Origin of the sequence: Actinomadura craniellae (assembly GCF_003289645.1) — a bacterium.
Classification (GTDB): domain Bacteria; phylum Actinomycetota; class Actinomycetes; order Streptosporangiales; family Streptosporangiaceae; genus Actinomadura_D; species Actinomadura_D craniellae.
On record NZ_QLYX01000001.1, the window covers coordinates 695746 to 713667 of the forward strand.

Below are 17922 nucleotides of genomic sequence, written 5' to 3' on the forward strand. Positions count from 1 at the left end.
TCACCGGCCGGCGGCGGAGTGGGCCGCGGCCTTCTCCACCCCGTTCCCGGAACCCCGCCCCGGTTCAGCCGGCCCGCAGGTACTGGTCGGGCAGCCGGGGCTCGGCGCCCAGCGTGCGGGCGGCCCGGTTCGGCCAGTAAGGGTCGCGCAGCAGCTCCCGGCCGAGCAGGACGGCGTCGGCCCGGCCGGCGCCGATGATCTCCTCGGCCTGGTGCGGGTCGGTGATCTCGCCGACGGCGGCCACCGGCAGGTCGGTCTCGGCGCGGACCCGGGCCGCGAACGGCACCTGGTAGCCGGGGCCGGTCTGGATCCGCGCGCCGGACGCGTTGCCGCCGCTGGAGACGTCGAGCAGGTCGACGCCATGGGCGAGCAGTTCCTTGGCCAGCCGCACGGTGTCGTCCAGGGTCCAGCCCGCGCGCTCGTCCTCGGGGTTCTCGGTGAGCCAGTCGGTCGCCGAGATGCGGAAGAAGACCGGAAGGTCGTCCGGCCAGACGGCGCGCACGGCGTCGACGACTTCGAGTGCCAGCCGGGTGCGGTTCTCGAAGGAGCCGCCGTAGGCGTCGGTGCGATGGTTGCTGTAGGGGGAGAGGAACTCGCCGATCAGGTAGCCGTGCGCGCCGTGCACCTCCACGGCCTGGAAGCCGGCCCGCAGCGCGCGCCGCGCCGCGCGGGCGAAGTCGTCGACGACGCGGCGGATCTCGTCCACGCTCAGCTCGGTGGGTACCGGGTGGTCCTCCCGGAACGGGACGGGGCTCGGCGCGACCGGCCGCCATCCGCCGTCGCCGGGGGCGACCGGAGCGCCGCCGCGCCACGGCAGGTCGGTGGAGGCCTTGCGCCCGGCGTGCGCGAGCTGGATGCCCGGCACCGTGCCGTGCCGGGCCAGGAACCGGGTGATCCGGGTGAACGCCGCCTCCTGGCGGTCGTTCCACAGTCCCAGGTCGGCCGGGCTGATCCGGCCCTCGGGGGAGACCGCCGTGGCCTCGGTGAGGATCAGCCCGGCGCCGCCCACGGCCCGGGCCGCGAGGTGGGCGAAGTGCCAGTCGTCCGGGACGCCGGTCTCGGGGCCCTCGGTCGCGGCGGAGTACTGGCACATCGGTGCCATCCAGACCCGGTTGGGAATCGTCAGCGACCGCAGGGTGATGGGTTCGAACAGCACGGTGGGCCCCTCTCAGGTTCGTCGGGCGACTCCTTATACGATAAGCATCGTACTACGATGGTTGTCAAACTACGATGATGGTCGTACTACGACGAGCGTCGTACGATTGGGGTCGAGGGCGAGGAGGAGATCCCCATGACCGGCAGGGTTCTGGAACATCCGGAGGTCGAGGAGATCCGGCTGGAGGCCGTGCTGCACGCGCTCGCCGACCCCATGCGCCTGGAGGTGGTGCGCTTCCTGTCCTGCGTGGACCGGGAGGTCGCGTGCTCGGAGATCGACCTCGTGGTGAGCAAGTCCACCACCACGCACCACTACCGGGTGCTGCGCGAGGCCGGCGTGATCAACCAGGTCTACCGCGGCACCGCGAAGATGAACTCCCTGCGCCGCGCCGACCTCGACGCACTCTTCCCCGGCCTGCTCGACAGCGTCGTCGCCGCGGCCGTCCGGGAGGCGGAGCAGGCCGATCAGGCCAGCGTGTAGCGGATCGGCAGGTGCTTGAGGCCGCCGACGAAGGTGGTGGCGGTCAGCTCCGGCTCCCCGGCGAGCTCGACGGAGCGCAGCCGGGGCAGCAACTCGGCGAAGAACTCCTGGATCTCCATCCGGGCCAGCGCCGCCCCCAGGCAGTAGTGCACGCCGAACCCGAAGGCGAGATGCCGGTTGGGGTCACGGCCGACGTCGAAGCGGAACGGGTCGTCGAAGACCCCCTCGTCCCGGTTGGCCGAGGGGTAGGACAGCAGCACGGACTCGCCCGCGCGCACCGGCACCCCGCCGACCTCGGTGTCGGCCTCGGCGGTGCGCATGAACTCCTTGACCGGGGTGACCCACCGGATCATCTCGTCGGCGGCGAACGGCATCAGGCCGAGGTCGTTGCGGAGCCGGGCGAGCTGGTCCGGGTGCTCGATCAGCGCGTGCAGGCCGCCGGAGATGGTGGAGCTGGTGGTGTCGTGGCCCGCGGTCGCGATGATCACGTAGTAGGAGGCGGCGTCCAGGTCGCTCAGCGGCTCGCCGTCGACGCGGGCGTTGGCGATGGCGGAGGCCAGGTCCTCGGTCGGCTCCGCCCGGCGGGCCGCGGTGAGCCGCTGGAAGTAGGCGAAGAAGTCCAGCAGCGCGGCGAGCTGCTCCTCGGGGCTCACGCCGCGCCGCAATTCCTCGTCGGCGCCGCCGAACAGCTCCTGGGTGAGCTTGAGCATCCGTGGGAAGTCCGACTCGGGCAGCCCGAGCAGCGACAGGATCACGTACAGCGGGAAGTGCACGGCGATGTCGGCCGCGAAGTCGCACTCGCCGTCCAGCTCGGCCATCCGGTCGACATAGCGGCGGGCGAGCTCCCGCACCCGCGGGCGGAGCGCCCGCATGGCCTTGGGCCGGAACCAGTCGGCGCCGATCGCCCGGACGACCCGGTGGTCGGGGTCGTCCATGTGGACCAGGGTGCGCAGGCCCGTCCCCTCCTCGGCCCGCTGCCGGTTGATGGCGTCGAACTGGGCGGTGGCCAGCAGCGGCCGCGGCTCGTTGCGGAACAGCCCGTGGTCGCGCTCGACGGCCATGACGTCGGCGTGCCGGGTGACCGCCCAGAAGGGGTTGTAGCCCGGAGCCTCCACCCAGTGCACCGGTGCCTCGCGCCGCAGCAGGGCCAGCGACTCGTGCAGGCGGTGCTCGTCGGCGTACGCGGTGGGGTCGGCGAGCGCCCGGCCCGCCTCGTGCACGGTCACGGTCACAGCGGTCTCCCTCGGGGCGGGGGTGGCCCCTCCACTATGCCGGATCGGCCGGCTCGCCCTCCGGCGAGATTGCCGGGATGGACGATGCGGCCCGCCGGTGGACGGCCGAGGCGATCGGGCGGCTGCGGGCCGAGCCCGGCATCCCGCATGCCGGCCGGACCGGCGGGTAGGGCAGGCCGGGCACGGATGGACTCCGCCCCTGTCCCGGCCGGGACAGGGGCGGGGCCGGTCAGCCCGTCAGCGAGCAGGTCTCGCGGAGGTCCACCCCCGCGGGCTTGGGCAGGGTGGCGTCCGGCGGGGGCGTGCGGCCCGCCGTGGTCCAGCCCTCCAGCGCGGTGAAGGCAGTGCGGAAGCACGGCAGGATCGGGCGGACCAGATCCGGGTTGGCGTCGTACAGCCCGTCGGTGTGGGTACCGCCGGCGAGCCGGTAGTAGCGGTGCAGCCGGTCGCGTCCCTGGCCGTTCACCAGGGCGGTGTAGGCGTCGCCCGTCCTGCTGATCGGCAGCAGCGCGTCGAGGGTGCCCTGCAAGGTGATCATCGGGCGCCCGATCCGGCCGGTCAGCGAGATCTTCCGCACCGCGTCGTGCACGGCCGCGGGGCGCGCGGCGTAGTCGTAGTCGGCGTCGCACCGCGGGGTGCCGGAGGCGCAGTACGGGACGCCCGCCTCCAGGTCGCCGTCGAAACCGGGGTCGAGTTCCTCACGGTAGATCCGCTGGGTGAGGTCCCAGTACACCTGGTCGTGGAAGGGCCACAGCGCCTCCGACCCGGCCGGGATGCCGGCGGCCGTGATCGCGGCGTGCGCGGCGGGGTCCCCCGTCGCCTTGTAGGCGGGGTAGTTGCGCAGCACGGGCGGCAGGAAGGTCAACAGGTTGGGGCCGTCCGCCCGCCACAGCGTGCCCTCCCAGTCGACGCCGCCGGTGTACAGCTCGGGGCGGTTCTCCAACTGCCAGCGCACCAGGTAGCCGGCGTTGGAGATCCCGGCCGCGTAGGTGCGCGCGGCCGGGCGGCCGTAGCGCCGGGCGACGACGGCCTTGGCGGCCAGGGTGAGCTGGGTGACGCGGTGGTTCCACTCGGCGATGGCGTCCCCGGGCCTGGTGCCGTCCCGGTAGAACTGGAGGCCGGTGTTCCCCTTGTCGGTGGCGGCGTAGGCGTAACCCTTGGCCAGCGCCCAGTCGGAGATCGCGAAGTCGTTGGCGTACTGGCGCCGGTTGCCGGGCGTCCCGGCGACGACCAGCCCGCCGTTCCACTTCTTCGGCAGCCGGATCACGAACTGGCTGTCGTGGTTCCAGCCATGGTTGGCGTTGGTGGCCGAGGTGTCGGGGAAGTAGCCGTCGATCTGGAGGCCGGGCACGCCCGAGGGGTTCGTGGTGCCGGTCGCCTGGAGGCCCGCCCAGTCGGCCTGGACGGTGTGCCCGGAGGCGACGGTGCCCGCGGTGGTCAGGTCGTCCAGGCAGGCGGAGATCTGCTTCTCCGCGCCGGGCACCTTGACCGGACGGGAACCGCAGTCGGCGCCCGCGGCATGCGCGGGTGCGGCCGGCCCGAGCAGGGCGGCGCCGGCGGCGACCGCCGTCGCGGCGTGCAGCAGAGGACGCAAGGGGGGCATTCGGGCTCCTCGCCGGGGTGGGGGTTCGGGGAATCCCGCAATCATGCGGAGGGTGTGTGCGCCGGGCCACGTCCGCGATCGCCACTTTCCGCCGGCCCGGCATGTTCGCCGGGACCATGTGGCGGTCACTTCCGTTTCCCGGCGGAGCGCATGACGGGGGGGCCGGCGGGCGCCCGTGCCCGCCGGCCCGCTGTGGTGGGCTCAGGCCGACCGCTGGACGAGCAGGGGAGCGGCGGTGGCCGCCCGGACCTCCTCGACGTCCACTCCGGGGGCGACCTCGCGCAGCGCCAGGCCCGCCGGGGTGACGTCGATGACGGCGAGGTCGGTGATGATCCGGTCCACCACGCCGCGGCCGGTCAGCGGCAGCGTGCAGCGCGGCAGGATTTTGGGCGACCCGTCCCTGGTCAGGTGCTCCATCAGCACGATGACGCGGCGGGCGCCGTGCACCAGGTCCATCGCCCCGCCCATGCCCTTGATCATCTTTCCGGGGACGGTCCAGTTGGCCAGGTCGCCGCTCGCCGAGACCTGCATCCCGCCCAGGATTGCGGCGTCCAGCCGGCCGCCGCGGATCAGGCCGAACGACAGCGCGGAGTCGAAGAACGACGCGCCGGGCAGGGCGGTCACCGTCTCCTTCCCCGCATTGATCAGGTCGGGGTCCTCCTCGCCCGGATGGGGGTAGGGGCCGACGCCCAGGATGCCGTTCTCGCTGTGCAGCACGACGTCCGAGCCCGGCGGCAGGAAGTTCGGCACCAGCGTGGGCAGCCCGATGCCGAGGTTGACGTAGGAGCCGGGGCGCAGTTCGCGGGCCGCGCGCGCCGCCATCTGGGCACGGGTCAGCGCCATCAGGCGGCCTCCGTCCCGGGCCGGGGACGGGTCGTCGTCCGCTCGATGCGCTTGCCGGACCGCCCGCCGGCGACCACCCGGTCCACGAAGATCCCGGGCAGGTGCACCTCGTCGGGGTCGAGCGCGTCCACCACCTCGTCGACCTCGGCGATCGTGGTCCGCCCGGCCATCGCGACCAGCGGGTTGAAGTTGCGGGCCGAGGAGCGGAAGCACAGGTTGCCGTGCCGGTCGCCCCGGTCGGCGCGGACCAGCGCCACGTCGGTGGTGATCGCCTCCTCCAGCACGTACTCGCGCCCGCCGAACGCGCGGACCTCCCGGGGCGGCGAGGCCGTCGCCACGGTGCCGTCCGCGGCGTACCGCCAGGGCAGGCCGCCCTCGGCGATCTGGGTGCCCACCCCCGCCGGGGTGTAGAAGGCGGGGATGCCGCAGCCGCCGGCCCGCAGCCGCTCGGCCAGCGTGCCCTGCGGCACCAGTTCCACCTCCAGTTCGCCGCCCAGGTACCGCCGGGCGAACTCCTTGTTCTCGCCCACGTACGAGCTGGTCATCCGGACGATCCGGCCCTCGGCCAGCAGCACGCCCAGGCCCCAGTCGTCCACGCCGCAGTTGTTGGACACCACCCGCAGGCCGGTCGTCCCGCGCTCGCGCAGCGCTTCGATCAACTCCATGGGGACGCCGCACAGCCCGAAACCTCCGACGGCGACCGAGGCCCCGTCGGGGATGTCGGCCACGGCCGTCGCAGCGTCGGCCACCACCTTGTCCATGTCACCTTCCTCGTCGTCCGCAGGGACGGCAGCACGGTAGGGGCCGGAAACGGGCCGCTCCTACGTGTCCGGGCCACACAGCGGGACCTGTCGCGATGTGCCCGGCAGGCCGGCGCGGGTGAAGTGTGGCCGGACCACCTTTTGCGGCGCATGAATGTGGTTGAGGTCCACATGGATCACGTTTTTCGGTTCGCCTAGTGTTCCCCGTCACAACGAACTCGCCGCAGACCGGCGAAACGCCCGAAACAGCGATCCGACGAGGAGGGAGGCCCCTTGACCGGTCCCATTCTGCGGGCCCAGGGCCTGACCAAGGACTTCCGGGGCTTCCGCGCCGTCGACGGCGTGGACCTGGACGTGACGGAAGGCTCGGTGCACGCGCTGGTCGGCCCGAACGGCGCCGGCAAGACCACGCTCTTCCACCTGTTCACCGGCTTCCTCAAGCCGAGCGCCGGCCGGATCACGCTGGGCGAGCGGGACCTCACCGGCAAGAGCCCCGAGCGGGTCGCCCGGCTGGGCATGGCCCGGTCGTTCCAGATCACCAGCCTGTTCGCGCAGCTCACCCCGCGCGAGCACCTGGAGCTGGCGCTGGCCGGCGGCAGCGGGATCACCTGGCGGTTCTGGCGCTCGGACAAGGCGCTCGGCGCCTACTCCGAGCGCGCGCTGGAACTGCTGGACCAGGTGGGGCTGGCCGGGCACGCCGACGTCCCGGCCGGCTCCCTGGCCTACGGCCGCAAGCGGGCGCTGGAACTGGCCCTCGCGCTGGCCCTGGACCCCCGGGTCCTGCTGCTGGACGAGCCGACCGCCGGGATGGGCGTGGAGGACATCGACCGGACCATGTCCCTCATCGAGCGGGTCCGCGCCGGCCGCACGGTGGTGATGGTGGAGCACAACATGAGCGTCGTCTCGGCCCTGGCCGACAGGGTGACCGTCCTGCAGAGCGGCCGGGTCCTGGTCGAGGGCCCGTACGAGGAGATCCGCCACGACGAGCGGGTCATCAGCGCCTACCTGGGAGACGCCCATGCCGAGCAGTGACACCGTGCTGCGGGTGGCCGGCCTGTCGGCCTGGTACGGCGAGGCGCAGGTGCTGCGCGACGCCGCGCTGGAGATCGGCGAGGGCGAGATCGTCACCCTGATCGGCCGCAACGGCGCCGGCAAGACCACCCTGCTGCGCTGCGTGATGGGGCTGCAGGAGCGCAGCGCCGGGACGGTCGAGTTCCTCGGCCGGGACCTGACCGCGCTGCCCACCCACCGGCGGGTCCGCACCGGGCTCGGCTACGTCCCCGACGACCGGGGCATCTACGCCGGCCTCACCGTCGAGGAGAACCTGCTGCTGCCGCCCCGGGTCGGCCCGGACCCCTGGTCGCTGGACCGGGTGTACGAGACGTTCCCCCGGCTGAAGGAGCGGCGCAGGTCGCCCGGCACCAAGCTGTCGGGCGGCGAGCAGCAGATGCTGGCCATGGCCCGGGTGCTGCGGATGGGCGCGCGCCTGCTGCTGTGCGACGAGCCCACCGAGGGGCTGTCCCCGCTGATCGTCCAGCAGATCGGCTCGATCCTGCGCGAGGTCAAGGACCAGGGCGTGACGGTGCTGCTCATCGAGCAGAACGTGCACTTCGCCCAGTCCGTGGCCGACCGGCACTACCTGCTGGCCGAGGGCCGGATCGTCGAGTCGCTGGCCAACGACGAGCTGCGCGCCCGGGAGCGCGACCTGCTCGAACACCTCGGAATCTGACCCCGCGTTTCAGGGGGGCGAGAGGGGGCTCGCCCGTGTCCCACCCCCGAGTCCCGTTTCGACACCCGACAGGAGTAAGTATGAAAGCTCTGGGCAGCGTCGCCGCGATGACCGCGGCCGCGATCCTCGCCGCCGGCTGTGGCGGTGGCCCCGCCGGCGGCGGTGGCAAGATCAGCGACGGCAAGGTCGTGCTGGCCGTCCTCAACGACCAGTCGGCGATCTACGCCGACCTGTCCGGCAAGGGCAGCGTGGAGGCCGTCAAGATGGCGGTCGCCGACTACAAGGCCAAGTACGGCGACAAGGCGGTCGCCAAGACCGTCGAGGTCCTGTCCGCCGACCACCAGAACAAGCCGGACATCGCCAACTCCAAGGCGCAGGAGCTGTACGACCGGCAGCGGGCCGACATCATCCTGGACGTGCCGTCCTCGGCCGCCGCGCTGGCCGTCGCCAACCAGGCCAAGACCAAGAAGAAGCTCTTCATGGACATCGGCGCCGCCACCACCGAGCTGGAGGGCGCCCAGTGCAACAAGTACACGTTCCACTACGGCTACAACACCTACATGCTGGCGTACGGCACCGGTGACACGGTCACCAAGGACGGCGCCAAGAACTGGTACATCGTCTACCCGGACTACGCGTTCGGGCAGGACATGCAGAAGAGCTTCACCGCCGCGGTGAAGGGCGCCGGGGGCACGATCGTCAAGGCCGACCCGACCCCCTACCCCAACGACAACTTCTCCACGTTCCTGCTCAAGGCCCCGACCCTCAACCCCAAGCCGCAGGTGATCGGTGCCATGCAGGCCGGCGGTGACCTGGTCAACCTGGTGAAGCAGTACAACGAGTACAAGCTGCGCGACAAGGGCATCGGGCTGGCGGTGGGCCTGATGTTCATCACCGACATCCACTCCCTCGGCCCGGACGCGCTGGCCGGCACCAAGTTCACCGAGCCCTGGTACTGGAACGCCGACCAGCAGAACCGCGCCTGGGCCGACAAGTTCCAGGCCAAGACCGGCAAGCGGCCCAGCTTCGCGCACGCCGCCAACTACTCGGCCGCCACGCAGTACCTGGAGGCGGTGCAGCGGGGCGGGACCGACGGCTCCGACGACGTGGTCAAGCAGCTTGAGGGCCACAAGTTCCAGGACGTCTTCGCCCGCAACGCCTCGATCCGCGCCGAGGACCACCTGCTGCTGCACGACGTGTCGCTGGCCCAGGTGAAGCCGTCCAGCGAGGTCAAGGAGCCCTGGGACTACGAGAAGATCCTCAGCACCATCCCGGCGGACAAGGCGTTCCAGCCGGCTTCCCCCGCCTGCAAGCTCTGAGCCCGCCCGCGAGCGGGGGGCGCACGCCCCCCGCTCACCCGATCCCTTTGGAGGTCACGTGCTCCAGCAGGCTTTCAACGGCCTGGTGGGCGGCGCCTTCTACGCTCTGCTCGCCCTCGGCCTGGCCGTCATCTTCGGCATGCTGGGCGTGGTCAACTTCGCCCACGGCGCGTTCTACATGCTCGGCGCCTTCGGGGCGTACATCCTGCTGAGCTCGTTCGGGGTGAACTTCTGGGTCGCCCTGATCGCGGTACCGCTCGTGCTCGGCCTGCTAGGGGTGCTGCTGGAGCGGTTGCTCATCCGGCGGCTCGTCCAGCTCGACCCGCTCTACAACTTCCTGCTCACCTTCGGCATCTCGCTCATCCTGCAGGACCTGGTCCGGCGGCAGTACGGGGTGCAGTCCCAGCCGTACCCGCGGCCCAGCGAGCTCAGCGGCTCGCTCAACCTCGGGCTGTTCACCTACCCCGCCTACCAGGTGTTCGTGCTGGTCGTCGCCGTGCTGGTCTGCGCGGGCGCCTGGGTGGTGCTGACCCGCACCCGGGTCGGCATGATCGTCCGGGCGGCGACGGAACGGCCCGAGCTCACCCGGGCGCTCGGCATCGACGTGGCCCGCTGGGTCACCCCGGTGTTCGGCTTCGGCATTGCCCTGGCCGGGCTGGCCGGGGTGCTCGCCGCGCCCATGCGGGCGGTCAACCCGCTGATGGGCGGCGACCTGATCATCATCGTGTTCGCCGTCGTGGTGATCGGCGGGCTGGGGTCGATCTTCGGCTCGGTGACGGCGGCTTTCGGGATCGGGCTGATCACCGCCCTGGGCAACCTCTACCTGCCCACGATCTCCCAGACCCTGGTCTTCATCCTGATGGCCGCCGTGCTGCTGTGGCGCCCGGCCGGCCTGTTCGGACGCGAGGAGGCACTGACGTGATCTTGTCCCGGCTGGCCGCCCGGCCGCTGCTGCTGGCCCTCGGCCTGGTCGCGGTCCTGGCACTGCCCTGGCTGGTCTACCCGCCGGTGGCGATGGACATCGTCTGCTGGGCGCTGTTCGCGATCGCGGTGGACCTGCTGCTCGGCTTCACCGGGCTGCTGTCGTTCGGGCACGCCGCCTTCTGGGGGAGCTCGGCCTACGTGAGCGGCCTCATCGCGCTGCACTCCGGGCTGCCGTTCCCGCTGGCGGTGCTCGGCGGCGCGGCGTTCGCCGCGGTGCTCGCGGTGCCGATCGGCCTGCTCTCGGTCCGGCTGAACGGCATCTACTTCGCGATGGTCACCCTCGCCTTCGCGCAGATGGTCTACTTCGTGGTCAACCAGTGGCGGGACCTCACCGGGGGCGAGAACGGCCTGCAGGGCGTGCCGCGCGAGCTGTTCGGCATGGACCTGTCCGACCCGTTCATCTTCTACTACGTGGGCCTGCCGCTGATCCTGCTCGGGATGCTGGTCGCGTGGCGGATCGTGCGCTCCCCCTTCGGCCGGGTGCTGGTCTCCATCCGCGACAACCCCGCCCGCGCCCAGGCACTCGGCTACCCGGTGGAGCGCTACAAGCTGCTGGCCTTCGTGCTCTCGGCCGCGCTGTCGGGGCTGGCCGGCGGGGTGTTCGCGATCAGCCACGGGTTCGCGTCCCTGCACGATGTGTACTGGACCACCTCGGGACAGGCCGTGATGATGGTCGTCCTCGGCGGGATCGGCACCCTGTGGGGCGGCACGATCGGGGCGGCCCTGATCGTCCTGCTCAACGACTACCTGGCCACGGCCGGATTCCAGGAGATCGGCATCGTCACCGGCTCCATCTTCGTGATCATCGTTCTGGTGTTCCGCCGCGGGGTCTGGGGCACCGCCCGCGACCTGGTGCAGGCCCGCGTGGCCGCCCGGCGGCGAACGACCACCCGACTCCGCACCGCCGAGGAGTGACCGCCGTGCTGTCAACGAGCGTGACCGGCCGGGCCACCGCCCCGGACCTGGCCGGCCGGCGGGCCCTGGTGACCGGCGGGGCCAGCGGCATCGGCCGGGCCTGCGCCCGGCGGCTCGCCGACGCGGGCGCGCGGGTCGTCATCGTGGACGTCCACGACGAGGCGGCGCGCGCGGTCGCCGACGAGATCGGCGGCGTGGCGGTGGCCGCGGACCTGTCTGACATGGCGGTGGTCGACGGGCTGGACTGCGACGTCGACATCGTGGTCAACAACGCCGGCTTCCAGCACGTGGCGCCCCTCGGGGACTTCCCGCCGGAGACCTTCGCCAAGATCATGCGGGTCATGGTGGAGGCCCCGTTCCGCCTGGTGCGGCGCGCCATGCCCGGCATGAGCGAGCGCGGCTGGGGGCGCGTCGTCAACGTCTCCTCGGTGCACGGCCTGCGCGCCTCGCCGTACAAGGCCGCCTACGTCACCGCCAAGCACGCGCTGGAAGGACTCTCCAAGGTGATCGCGCTGGAGGGCGCGGCGTCCGGCATCACCTCCAACTGCGTGAACCCGGCCTACGTCCGGACCCCGCTGGTGGAGGACCAGATCGCGCACCAGGCCGCCGCGCACGACCTGCCCCCCGAGGAGGTCGTGGGGCAGGTGATGCTGGCCCGGGCCGCGATCAAGCAGCTGATCGAGCCCGAGGACGTCGCCGAGATGGTCGCCTACCTGTGCACCCCGCAGGCAGCGATGATCACCGGGGCGTCGTTCACCATCGACGGCGGCTGGACCGCGTACTGACACGGCACCGGCGGGGCGTCCGGGGCCGGGTAGAACGGCTAAGGGGGATCATGGACCAGGAGAAGAGCGCCGTCTTCCTCGAACTGCTGGCCAGGGAGGCGTCCGCGATCGAGTTCGAGGCGCCGGTGGTCGACGCCCGCGCCGCCGGAGCCCCGCCGGAGACGATCGCGCGGCTGGAGGAGGCCAAGCTGTCCGCGCTGCGGGTCCGGGCGCTGCTGGAGCACCGGGCCCGCCGCGAGGCCGAGCTGTCGGCGCTCTTCGAGACCGCCGGCGACCTGGCCGGGCTGCGCGAGGTCGGCGCGGTCCTGGAGGCCATCGTCCGGCGGGCCCGCCGGCTGCTGAACGCCGACATCGCCTACATCACCCTGCACGACCCCGAGCGGGGCGACACCTACATGGGCGTCACCGACGGCTCGGTGTCGGCGGCCTTCCGCGACCTGCGGCTGCCGATGGGCGCCGGGCTCGGCGGCCTGGTCGCCCAGACCGGCACCCCCTACAGCAGCCCCGACTACTTCGCCGACGACCGGTTCCGGCACCAGGAGGAGATCGACGCCGCGGTCAAGGAGGAGGCGCTGGTCGCCATCCTCGGCGTCCCGGTGCGGCTGGGCACCCGGGTGATCGGGGTGCTGTTCGCCGCCAACCGCAGCGCCCGCCCCTTCACCCAGGAGGAGGTGGCGCTGCTCGGCTCGCTGGCCGCGCACGCGGCGGTGGCCATCGACAACGCCCGGCTGCTGGAGGAGACCCGCGCCGCGCTGGAGGAGCTCAGCGCCGCCAACGAGCTGATCCAGGACCGCAGCGCCTCGGTGGAGCGGGCCGGCCAGGCGCACGACCGGATGCTCGGCCTGGTGGTGCGCGGCGGGGGAGTGGAGGACGTCGCCGCCGTGGTCACCGACGTGCTCGGCGGCGGGCTGGTGGTGCTCGACGCCGACGGCCGACGGCTCGCCGCCGTCGGCACCCTCGGCGAACTGGACGACGTCCAGGTCGCCGAGGCCGCGACCGCCTCCCGCGCGCTGGGCCGCGCCGTCCGGCGCGGCGAGGTGTGGGTGGCGTCGATGGCCACCGGCGCCGAACCCCTGGGCACCCTCGTGCTGCGGGCCGCCGCCGAGGTCACCGCCACCGAACAGCGCATCCTGGAACGCGCGGCGCTGGTCACCGCGCTGCTGCTGCTGTTCCGCCGGACCGCGGCCGAGGCCGAGGAACGCGTCCGCGGCGAACTCCTCGACGACCTGCTCTCCGGGCGGGTCGCCCATCCCGACTCGCTGCGCGGCCGGGCCTCCCTGCTGGGAGTGGACCTGGACGCGCCGCACGTCCTCATCACGGCCCGGCACGCCCCGGGGGAGCCCGGCCGCCGGCAGCGGGCCGCCTTCTGGGCGACCTCCCAGGCCGCCGCCCGGCACGGCCTGGCCGCGGCCCGCGGCGACGAGACGATCCTGCTGCTGCCCGGCACCGACCCCGGGCCGCAGGCCCAGCGCGTCGCCCACGAGCTCGGCGCCCTGCTGGGCATCCCGGTCACGGCGGGCGCGGGCGGCCCGGTCCGCGGCCTCGCCGGGATCGCCGCCGCCCACCGCGAGGCGCAGCGCTGCGCCGACACCCTCCTCGCGCTCGGCCGCGCCGGCGCCGGCGTCAGCGCCGCCGAGCTCGGCTTCGTCGGGCTGCTCATCGGCCAGGACCGCGACGTCGCGGGTTTCCTCGGTTCGGTCCTCGGCGACGTCCTGGCCTACGACAGGCGCCGCGGCACCGCGCTGGTGCGGACCATGGAGGCCTACTTCGGCAGCGGCGGCAGCCTCGCCCGCACCGCCGAGGTCCTGCACATCCACGTCAACACCGTCACCCAGCGGCTGGACCGGATCGGCCGGCTGCTCGGCGACGACTGGCAGGACCCCGAGCGGGCGCTGGAGATCCAGCTCGCCCTGCGCCTGCACCGGCTCCAGGTCGGCGACCTGGGCTGAGGACCCCGGCCGGCGGAGGTTTCGGTCCGGCCTTCGCACTGCTCGATCGACTGTTCTCGACCCTCCTTGTCAGGTGTCGGCGCCGACGTCGGCGCGGAGGCGGGCCAGGCTCTGGGAGATGAGTCGGGAGACGTGCATCTGGGAGATGCCCATCTCCTCGGCGATCTCGCGCTGGGTCTTCTCCCCGTAGAACCGCAGCAGCAGGATCCGCCGCTCCCGGTCGGGCAGCCGGTCCAGCGCGGGCTTGACGGCCTCCCGGCACTCGATGAAGTCGAGGGCGACGTCCTCCTCGCCCAGCGCGTCGGCGAACGTGGGGGCCTCGGGGTCGTCGTCGACCCGCCGGTCCAGGGAGGAGGTGGTGTACGCCTCCCCGGCGACCATCGCCTCGATCACGTCCTCCGGGCAGCACTTGAGCGCCTCGGCGAGTTCGGCCACGGTCGGCGAGCGGCCGAGCCGCTGGAACAGCTCGGGCCGGGCCTTGTTGATCTCCGCGCGCAGTTCCTGGACCGCCCGCGGCGGGCGCAGCGCCCAGCCGCGGTCCCGGAAGTGCCGTTTGATCTCGCCGACGACCGTGGGTACCGCATAGCCCAGGAACCGGGTGCCGCGCCGCGGGTCGAACCTGTCGACGGACTTGATCAGCCCGACCATCCCGACCTGGAAGAGGTCGTCACCGCTCTCCCCGCGCCCGGTGAAGCGGTTCGCCAGGCTGCGCACCAGCGGTATGTACGCTTCGATGATCTCGTCGCGGAGGCGTCGCCGCTCCTCGCTTCCGGGCTGCAACGCCAGCATGCGGTGGAACGGCTCTTCGTCGGTGCGGCCGTCGTCCGGCAAAGAGGTCATCACCGTCTCCGATCTGTCCGCGGCGGCGCCGTGCCGGCGCCGTCCGCCACCCCTTCTCCCCGCCGGACCGCGCGCGGGCGGCCCGGAGGGGAAGTCACACGTCACACCCGGGTCTGCGGCGCGTAGCCGTCGTCCTCGCCCCCGGGGGCGTCGGGCTCGGCGTTGGGCGGGTCGGTGGGACCCGGGGTGTGCTCGGCGCCGATGTCGGCGTCGTCCTCCTGTGGGGCGCCCGCCTCGGCCCGCCGGTCGGCGAGCGACCTCACATCATCATTCCCATGCTTCCCGGTTTCGGTCATGCCTGATACCTGACCTGCCAGACAGCTCTCAACCACCCGGCAGGGACGTTTCCGGACGCCGTTTAGTCCGGTGTGCTGGGGAAGGGGAAAAGTGCCCGCGTACCGCGGCGGGAACGAAACCGAACGATCCCGAACGATCAAGGAAGGGCATGCCGATGACCAGTGACCGGACGCGGGACTCGGGCGCCCCAGGTACCGAGGAACTGCGCGAGGACATCGCCCGCACGCGCGAGGACCTCGGCGACACGGTGGCGGCCCTGGCCGGGAAGACCAACGTCAAGACGCGTGCCAAGGAGAAAGCGGGTCACATGCGAGAACGGTTGAGCGACCAGGCGGGTCACACCGCGCAGACCGCGCGGCAAGGCGCGACCCGGGCCCGCGAGACGGTCGACGACCTCAAGGCGAGGGCGCGGGACGCCGCCTCGTCCGACCAGGCCACCCCCGCGGCGCGGGGCGGCGGGGCCGTCACGCTGCTCGCCGCGGCGATCGCGGTGTGGGCGTGGCGCCGCCGCCGGGCCCGGACGGCCCACGGCAGGCTGCGGCGGACCGCGGTCCGGGCCGGGGCGGCACGCCGGGCGGTGGGCGCCCAGGCGACGTTCGCGGGCCGGCGGGCCCAGACCGGGGTGGCCCGTACCAGGGCGCGCGGCGCCCGGGCCCGGCTGACGGGACGTCCTGTCAGCCGGTTCGGCCGGAGCATGGTCCGGACGGGGCCGCTGCCCACGGGCCGCCTGATGCGGTCCCGGCAGCGGCGGATCGGTGTGCGGCGCGCCGGCATCCCGGGGATGAGCAGGCCGGCTCCCACCGGGATGGCCTGGATCAAGGCCAAGGGCGCCCAGGCCAGGGGAAGGGTCGGGCGCTGACCGCGCCGCCGCGCGGTACCCGCCGGCGGCGCCACCGGCCCCCGTCCCGGTCGGCGGGACGGGGGTCCGGTCATGTCCGGCCCTGCAGTATCTCGATCAGATAGCCGTCGGGGTCCTTGGCGAAACCCACCACGGCGTCGCCGAGTTCGGGGACGGGGGCGGGCTCACGGACGATCTCCAGCCCCTCGGCGCGGATCCGCCCGGCGAGTGCCGCGGGGTCGGGCACGTAGCAGACGATCTTGACCGGCAGGTTCGCGTAGTCGCGCTCCGAGCCGTCGGTCCAGTGCATGAGCGCGATGGCGGAACCGGACCGGCCCTCGAAGCCCACCACGATTTCGTCCATGTACGGCAGCTTGAGCGCCATCAGCCGCCGCATGCCGAGCACCCGGGTGTAGAAGTCGGCCGACCGGGCGAGGTCGCTGACGCCGATGCCGAGGGCGCCGACGACGGACCTGGGGGCGTGGGTCTCGGCGGATTCGGGGGACTCAGGGGACGCAGTCGAGGTCATCGGGCTTCTCCTGCTCTACGGGGACGCTTGACTGAAGCTGATTCTAGAATTTATTTCTAGGATCTTCGCTGTGTCGGGAGCACCGTAAATCCCCGACGAATCGCCAAGACGGCTACAAGTGGATCAATCATGTACCAAGCGGACTACATATTGTGATCAAGTAATTACCAAATGTAGCGTCGCTCGCGTAGGTCGGACCGAACGAGAAGGGGCGGTGGCGCGAGTGACGGAACCGGTAGAAGTCGAGGGTGCCGGTACGCAGCTGAGCCTGGGCACGGCGGCGGCGCGGAATCTGGCATCGACGACGAAGTCGGTGCCGCAGATGCAAGGGATCTCGTCCCGGTGGCTGTTGCGGTTGCTGCCCTGGGTGCAGGTGCCCGGCGGTACGTACCGGGTCAACCGGCGGCTCAGTTACACGATCGGTGACGGGCGGGTCTCCTTCTCGACGGTGGGGGCCACCGTGCGGGTGATCCCCGCCGAGCTGTGCGAGCTGCCGCCGCTGCGCGGCTTCGACGACATGTCGGTGCTGGAGGTGCTGGCCGGCCGGTTCGAGCAGCGCGAGTACGAGCCGGGCGACGCGATCGTGACCAAGGGCGCCGCCGCCGACGAGATCGTCCTGATCGCGCACGGCAAGGTGCAGCAGGTCGGCACCGGCGAGTACGGCGACGAGGTGCTGCTGGGCGTGCTGGCCGACGGCCAGTTCCTCGGCGCCGAGGCGATGACGGGCGAGCCCGGGGAGTGGGACTTCACCGCCCGGGCCGCGACGCCCTGCACGGTACTGTCGCTGCCCGCCCGCGAGGTCCGGGAACTGGCCGGGCGGTCCGACGCCCTGCGGGCCCGGCTGGAGGAGTTCGAGAACCGGCCCGAGCCGCCGAGCAATACCCATGGTGAGGCGTCGATTGATCTGGCGTCGGGTCATGTGGGTGAGCCGGTGTTGCCGGGGACGTTCGTGGATTACGAGGTGGCGCCTCGGGAGTATGAGCTGTCGGTGGCGCAGACGGTGTTGCGGGTGCATTCGCGGGTGGTGGATCTGTACTCGGAGCCGATGGATCAGTTGGAGCAGCAGTTGCGGTTGACGGTGGAGGCGTTGCGGGAGCGGCAGGAGGATGAGCTGGTCAACAACCGGGAGTTCGGGTTGTTGCACAACGCTGATCTCAAGCAGCGCATCCACACTCGTTCCGGCCCACCCACCCCCGACGACATCGACGAACTGCTGGCCACGGTCTGGAAGAACCCCTCGTACATGCTCGCCCACCCCAAGGCGATCGCGGCGTTTGGCCGTGAGTGCAGCCGGCGCGGCGTCTACCCCGACACGGTGACCACCCACGGCCACCAGGTGCCCGCCTGGCGGGGGGTGCCGATCTACCCGTGCAACAAGATTCCGATTTCGGGGTCGGGGGCGACGTCGATCATGGCGATGCGGACGGGGGAGTCCGAGCAGGGGGTGATCGGTCTGCATAAGACGGGGATTCCTGATGAGTACCAGCCGAGCTTGTCGGTGCGTTTCATGGGGGTCAACGATCAGGCGGTGATCTCCTACCTGGTCTCGGCGTACTTCTCCGCGGCCGTTCTGGTTCCCGACGCGCTCGGCATCCTCGAAAACGTCGAGATCGCGCGTTCCGGCGACGGGCGGTAACCGGGCCCACCCCTCGCGGCGCCGGG

18 protein-coding genes are annotated in these 17922 nt (G+C 72.2%); 10 read left to right on the top strand and 8 right to left on the bottom strand.

What is annotated here, in order from left to right; all coding sequences use genetic code 11:
* Window positions 1-64: 64 nt before the first annotated feature.
* Window positions 65-1102 carry an NADH:flavin oxidoreductase/NADH oxidase gene (locus DPM19_RS03105; protein WP_233509828.1) on the bottom strand — a complete coding sequence of 346 codons (1038 nt, stop codon included), beginning with the start codon at window positions 1100-1102 and terminating at the stop codon, window positions 65-67.
* 189 nt (window positions 1103-1291) lie between these two features.
* Here DPM19_RS03105 and DPM19_RS03110 point away from each other — a divergent pair, with 189 nt between their 5' ends.
* Window positions 1292-1636 (top strand): ArsR/SmtB family transcription factor, encoded by a 345-nt coding sequence (locus DPM19_RS03110; protein WP_111863211.1) that lies wholly within the window; start codon window positions 1292-1294, stop codon window positions 1634-1636.
* Here DPM19_RS03110 and DPM19_RS03115 read toward each other — a convergent pair.
* The 4 genes from DPM19_RS03115 to DPM19_RS03130 all read right to left on the bottom strand — a co-directional run bounded on the left by DPM19_RS03115 (window position 1621) and on the right by DPM19_RS03130 (window position 6075).
* Complete coding sequence (locus DPM19_RS03115) at window positions 1621-2868, bottom strand: cytochrome P450 (RefSeq protein WP_199484800.1); 1248 nt, start codon at window positions 2866-2868, stop codon at window positions 1621-1623. The two genes, DPM19_RS03110 and DPM19_RS03115, sit on opposite strands and share 16 nt — an antisense overlap.
* A 229-nt stretch (window positions 2869-3097) precedes the next feature.
* The gene (locus tag DPM19_RS03120; RefSeq protein WP_199484801.1) at window positions 3098-4471 is read right to left on the bottom strand and encodes a tannase/feruloyl esterase family alpha/beta hydrolase; all 1374 of its coding nucleotides are present in this window, start codon (window positions 4469-4471) and stop codon (window positions 3098-3100) included.
* 201 nt (window positions 4472-4672) lie between these two features.
* Complete coding sequence (locus tag DPM19_RS03125; RefSeq protein ID WP_111863213.1) at window positions 4673-5314, bottom strand: 3-oxoacid CoA-transferase subunit B; 642 nt, start codon at window positions 5312-5314, stop codon at window positions 4673-4675.
* Window positions 5314-6075 (bottom strand): CoA transferase subunit A, encoded by a 762-nt coding sequence (locus tag DPM19_RS03130; RefSeq protein WP_111863214.1) that lies wholly within the window; start codon window positions 6073-6075, stop codon window positions 5314-5316. Before DPM19_RS03130 ends, DPM19_RS03125 begins: the two co-directional genes overlap by 1 nt.
* A gap of 273 nt (window positions 6076-6348) precedes the next feature.
* Here DPM19_RS03130 and DPM19_RS03135 point away from each other — a divergent pair, with 273 nt between their 5' ends.
* From DPM19_RS03135 to DPM19_RS03165, 7 genes are all read left to right on the top strand, one after another.
* Window positions 6349-7107, top strand: coding sequence for an ABC transporter ATP-binding protein (locus tag DPM19_RS03135; protein ID WP_111863215.1), 759 nt, complete (start codon window positions 6349-6351; stop codon window positions 7105-7107).
* The gene (locus DPM19_RS03140) at window positions 7094-7804 is read left to right on the top strand and encodes an ABC transporter ATP-binding protein (protein WP_199484802.1); all 711 of its coding nucleotides are present in this window, start codon (window positions 7094-7096) and stop codon (window positions 7802-7804) included. The genes DPM19_RS03135 and DPM19_RS03140 overlap by 14 nt, the downstream gene beginning before the upstream one ends.
* An 80-nt stretch (window positions 7805-7884) precedes the next feature.
* On the top strand, window positions 7885-9123 hold the full coding sequence (locus DPM19_RS03145) for an ABC transporter substrate-binding protein (protein ID WP_111863216.1): 1239 nt from the start codon (window positions 7885-7887) through the stop codon (window positions 9121-9123).
* A gap of 58 nt (window positions 9124-9181) precedes the next feature.
* Window positions 9182-10045: a branched-chain amino acid ABC transporter permease gene (locus DPM19_RS03150; protein WP_111863217.1), complete on the top strand. Its 864-nt coding sequence runs from the start codon at window positions 9182-9184 to the stop codon at window positions 10043-10045.
* Complete coding sequence (locus DPM19_RS03155; RefSeq protein WP_199484803.1) at window positions 10042-11022, top strand: branched-chain amino acid ABC transporter permease; 981 nt, start codon at window positions 10042-10044, stop codon at window positions 11020-11022. The genes DPM19_RS03150 and DPM19_RS03155 overlap by 4 nt, the downstream gene beginning before the upstream one ends.
* A gap of 5 nt (window positions 11023-11027) precedes the next feature.
* A complete protein-coding gene (locus DPM19_RS03160; protein WP_111863372.1) occupies window positions 11028-11807 on the top strand; it encodes a 3-hydroxybutyrate dehydrogenase in 780 nt (259 codons plus the stop codon).
* 50 nt (window positions 11808-11857) lie between these two features.
* Entirely contained in the window at window positions 11858-13756 is a 1899-nt protein-coding gene (locus DPM19_RS03165; protein WP_111863218.1) for a helix-turn-helix domain-containing protein, read from the top strand.
* Window positions 13757-13825: 69 nt separating this feature from the next.
* On the opposite strand, the gene DPM19_RS03170 is transcribed toward DPM19_RS03165, so the two are convergent.
* The gene (locus DPM19_RS03170) at window positions 13826-14596 is read right to left on the bottom strand and encodes an RNA polymerase sigma factor SigF (protein WP_111863219.1); all 771 of its coding nucleotides are present in this window, start codon (window positions 14594-14596) and stop codon (window positions 13826-13828) included.
* Window positions 14597-14697: 101 nt separating this feature from the next.
* Complete coding sequence (locus DPM19_RS03175; protein ID WP_233509768.1) at window positions 14698-14859, bottom strand: hypothetical protein; 162 nt, start codon at window positions 14857-14859, stop codon at window positions 14698-14700.
* Between the two features lie 182 nt (window positions 14860-15041).
* On the opposite strand from DPM19_RS03175, the gene DPM19_RS36720 reads away from it, so the two are divergent.
* Complete coding sequence (locus DPM19_RS36720) at window positions 15042-15752, top strand: DUF3618 domain-containing protein (protein ID WP_111863221.1); 711 nt, start codon at window positions 15042-15044, stop codon at window positions 15750-15752.
* A gap of 70 nt (window positions 15753-15822) precedes the next feature.
* On the opposite strand, the gene DPM19_RS03185 is transcribed toward DPM19_RS36720, so the two are convergent.
* Window positions 15823-16260 carry a VOC family protein gene (locus tag DPM19_RS03185; RefSeq protein WP_111863222.1) on the bottom strand — a complete coding sequence of 146 codons (438 nt, stop codon included), beginning with the start codon at window positions 16258-16260 and terminating at the stop codon, window positions 15823-15825.
* Between the two features lie 223 nt (window positions 16261-16483).
* Here DPM19_RS03185 and DPM19_RS03190 point away from each other — a divergent pair, with 223 nt between their 5' ends.
* Window positions 16484-17896, top strand: a complete 1413-nt coding sequence (locus DPM19_RS03190) for a family 2B encapsulin nanocompartment shell protein (RefSeq protein ID WP_407642469.1) — start codon at window positions 16484-16486, stop codon at window positions 17894-17896.
* Window positions 17897-17922 lie beyond the last annotated feature (26 nt).

What these genes read in the sequence shown, in the direction of transcription:
- DPM19_RS03105 (WP_233509828.1), bottom strand. Translation starts at nt 1,102, where the DNA reads ATGGCACCGATGTGCCAGTACTCCGCCGCGACCGAGGGCCCCGAGACC.
- DPM19_RS03110 (WP_111863211.1), top strand. Translation starts at nt 1,292, where the DNA reads ATGACCGGCAGGGTTCTGGAACATCCGGAGGTCGAGGAGATCCGGCTG.
- DPM19_RS03120 (WP_199484801.1), bottom strand. Translation starts at nt 4,471, where the DNA reads ATGCCCCCCTTGCGTCCTCTGCTGCACGCCGCGACGGCGGTCGCCGCC.
- DPM19_RS03125 (WP_111863213.1), bottom strand. Translation starts at nt 5,314, where the DNA reads ATGGCGCTGACCCGTGCCCAGATGGCGGCGCGCGCGGCCCGCGAACTG.
- DPM19_RS03130 (WP_111863214.1), bottom strand. Translation starts at nt 6,075, where the DNA reads ATGGACAAGGTGGTGGCCGACGCTGCGACGGCCGTGGCCGACATCCCC.
- DPM19_RS03140 (WP_199484802.1), top strand. Translation starts at nt 7,094, where the DNA reads ATGCCGAGCAGTGACACCGTGCTGCGGGTGGCCGGCCTGTCGGCCTGG.
- DPM19_RS03145 (WP_111863216.1), top strand. Translation starts at nt 7,885, where the DNA reads ATGAAAGCTCTGGGCAGCGTCGCCGCGATGACCGCGGCCGCGATCCTC.
- DPM19_RS03165 (WP_111863218.1), top strand. Translation starts at nt 11,858, where the DNA reads ATGGACCAGGAGAAGAGCGCCGTCTTCCTCGAACTGCTGGCCAGGGAG.
- DPM19_RS03170 (WP_111863219.1), bottom strand. Translation starts at nt 14,596, where the DNA reads ATGACCTCTTTGCCGGACGACGGCCGCACCGACGAAGAGCCGTTCCAC.
- DPM19_RS36720 (WP_111863221.1), top strand. Translation starts at nt 15,042, where the DNA reads ATGCCGATGACCAGTGACCGGACGCGGGACTCGGGCGCCCCAGGTACC.
- DPM19_RS03185 (WP_111863222.1), bottom strand. Translation starts at nt 16,260, where the DNA reads ATGACCTCGACTGCGTCCCCTGAGTCCCCCGAATCCGCCGAGACCCAC.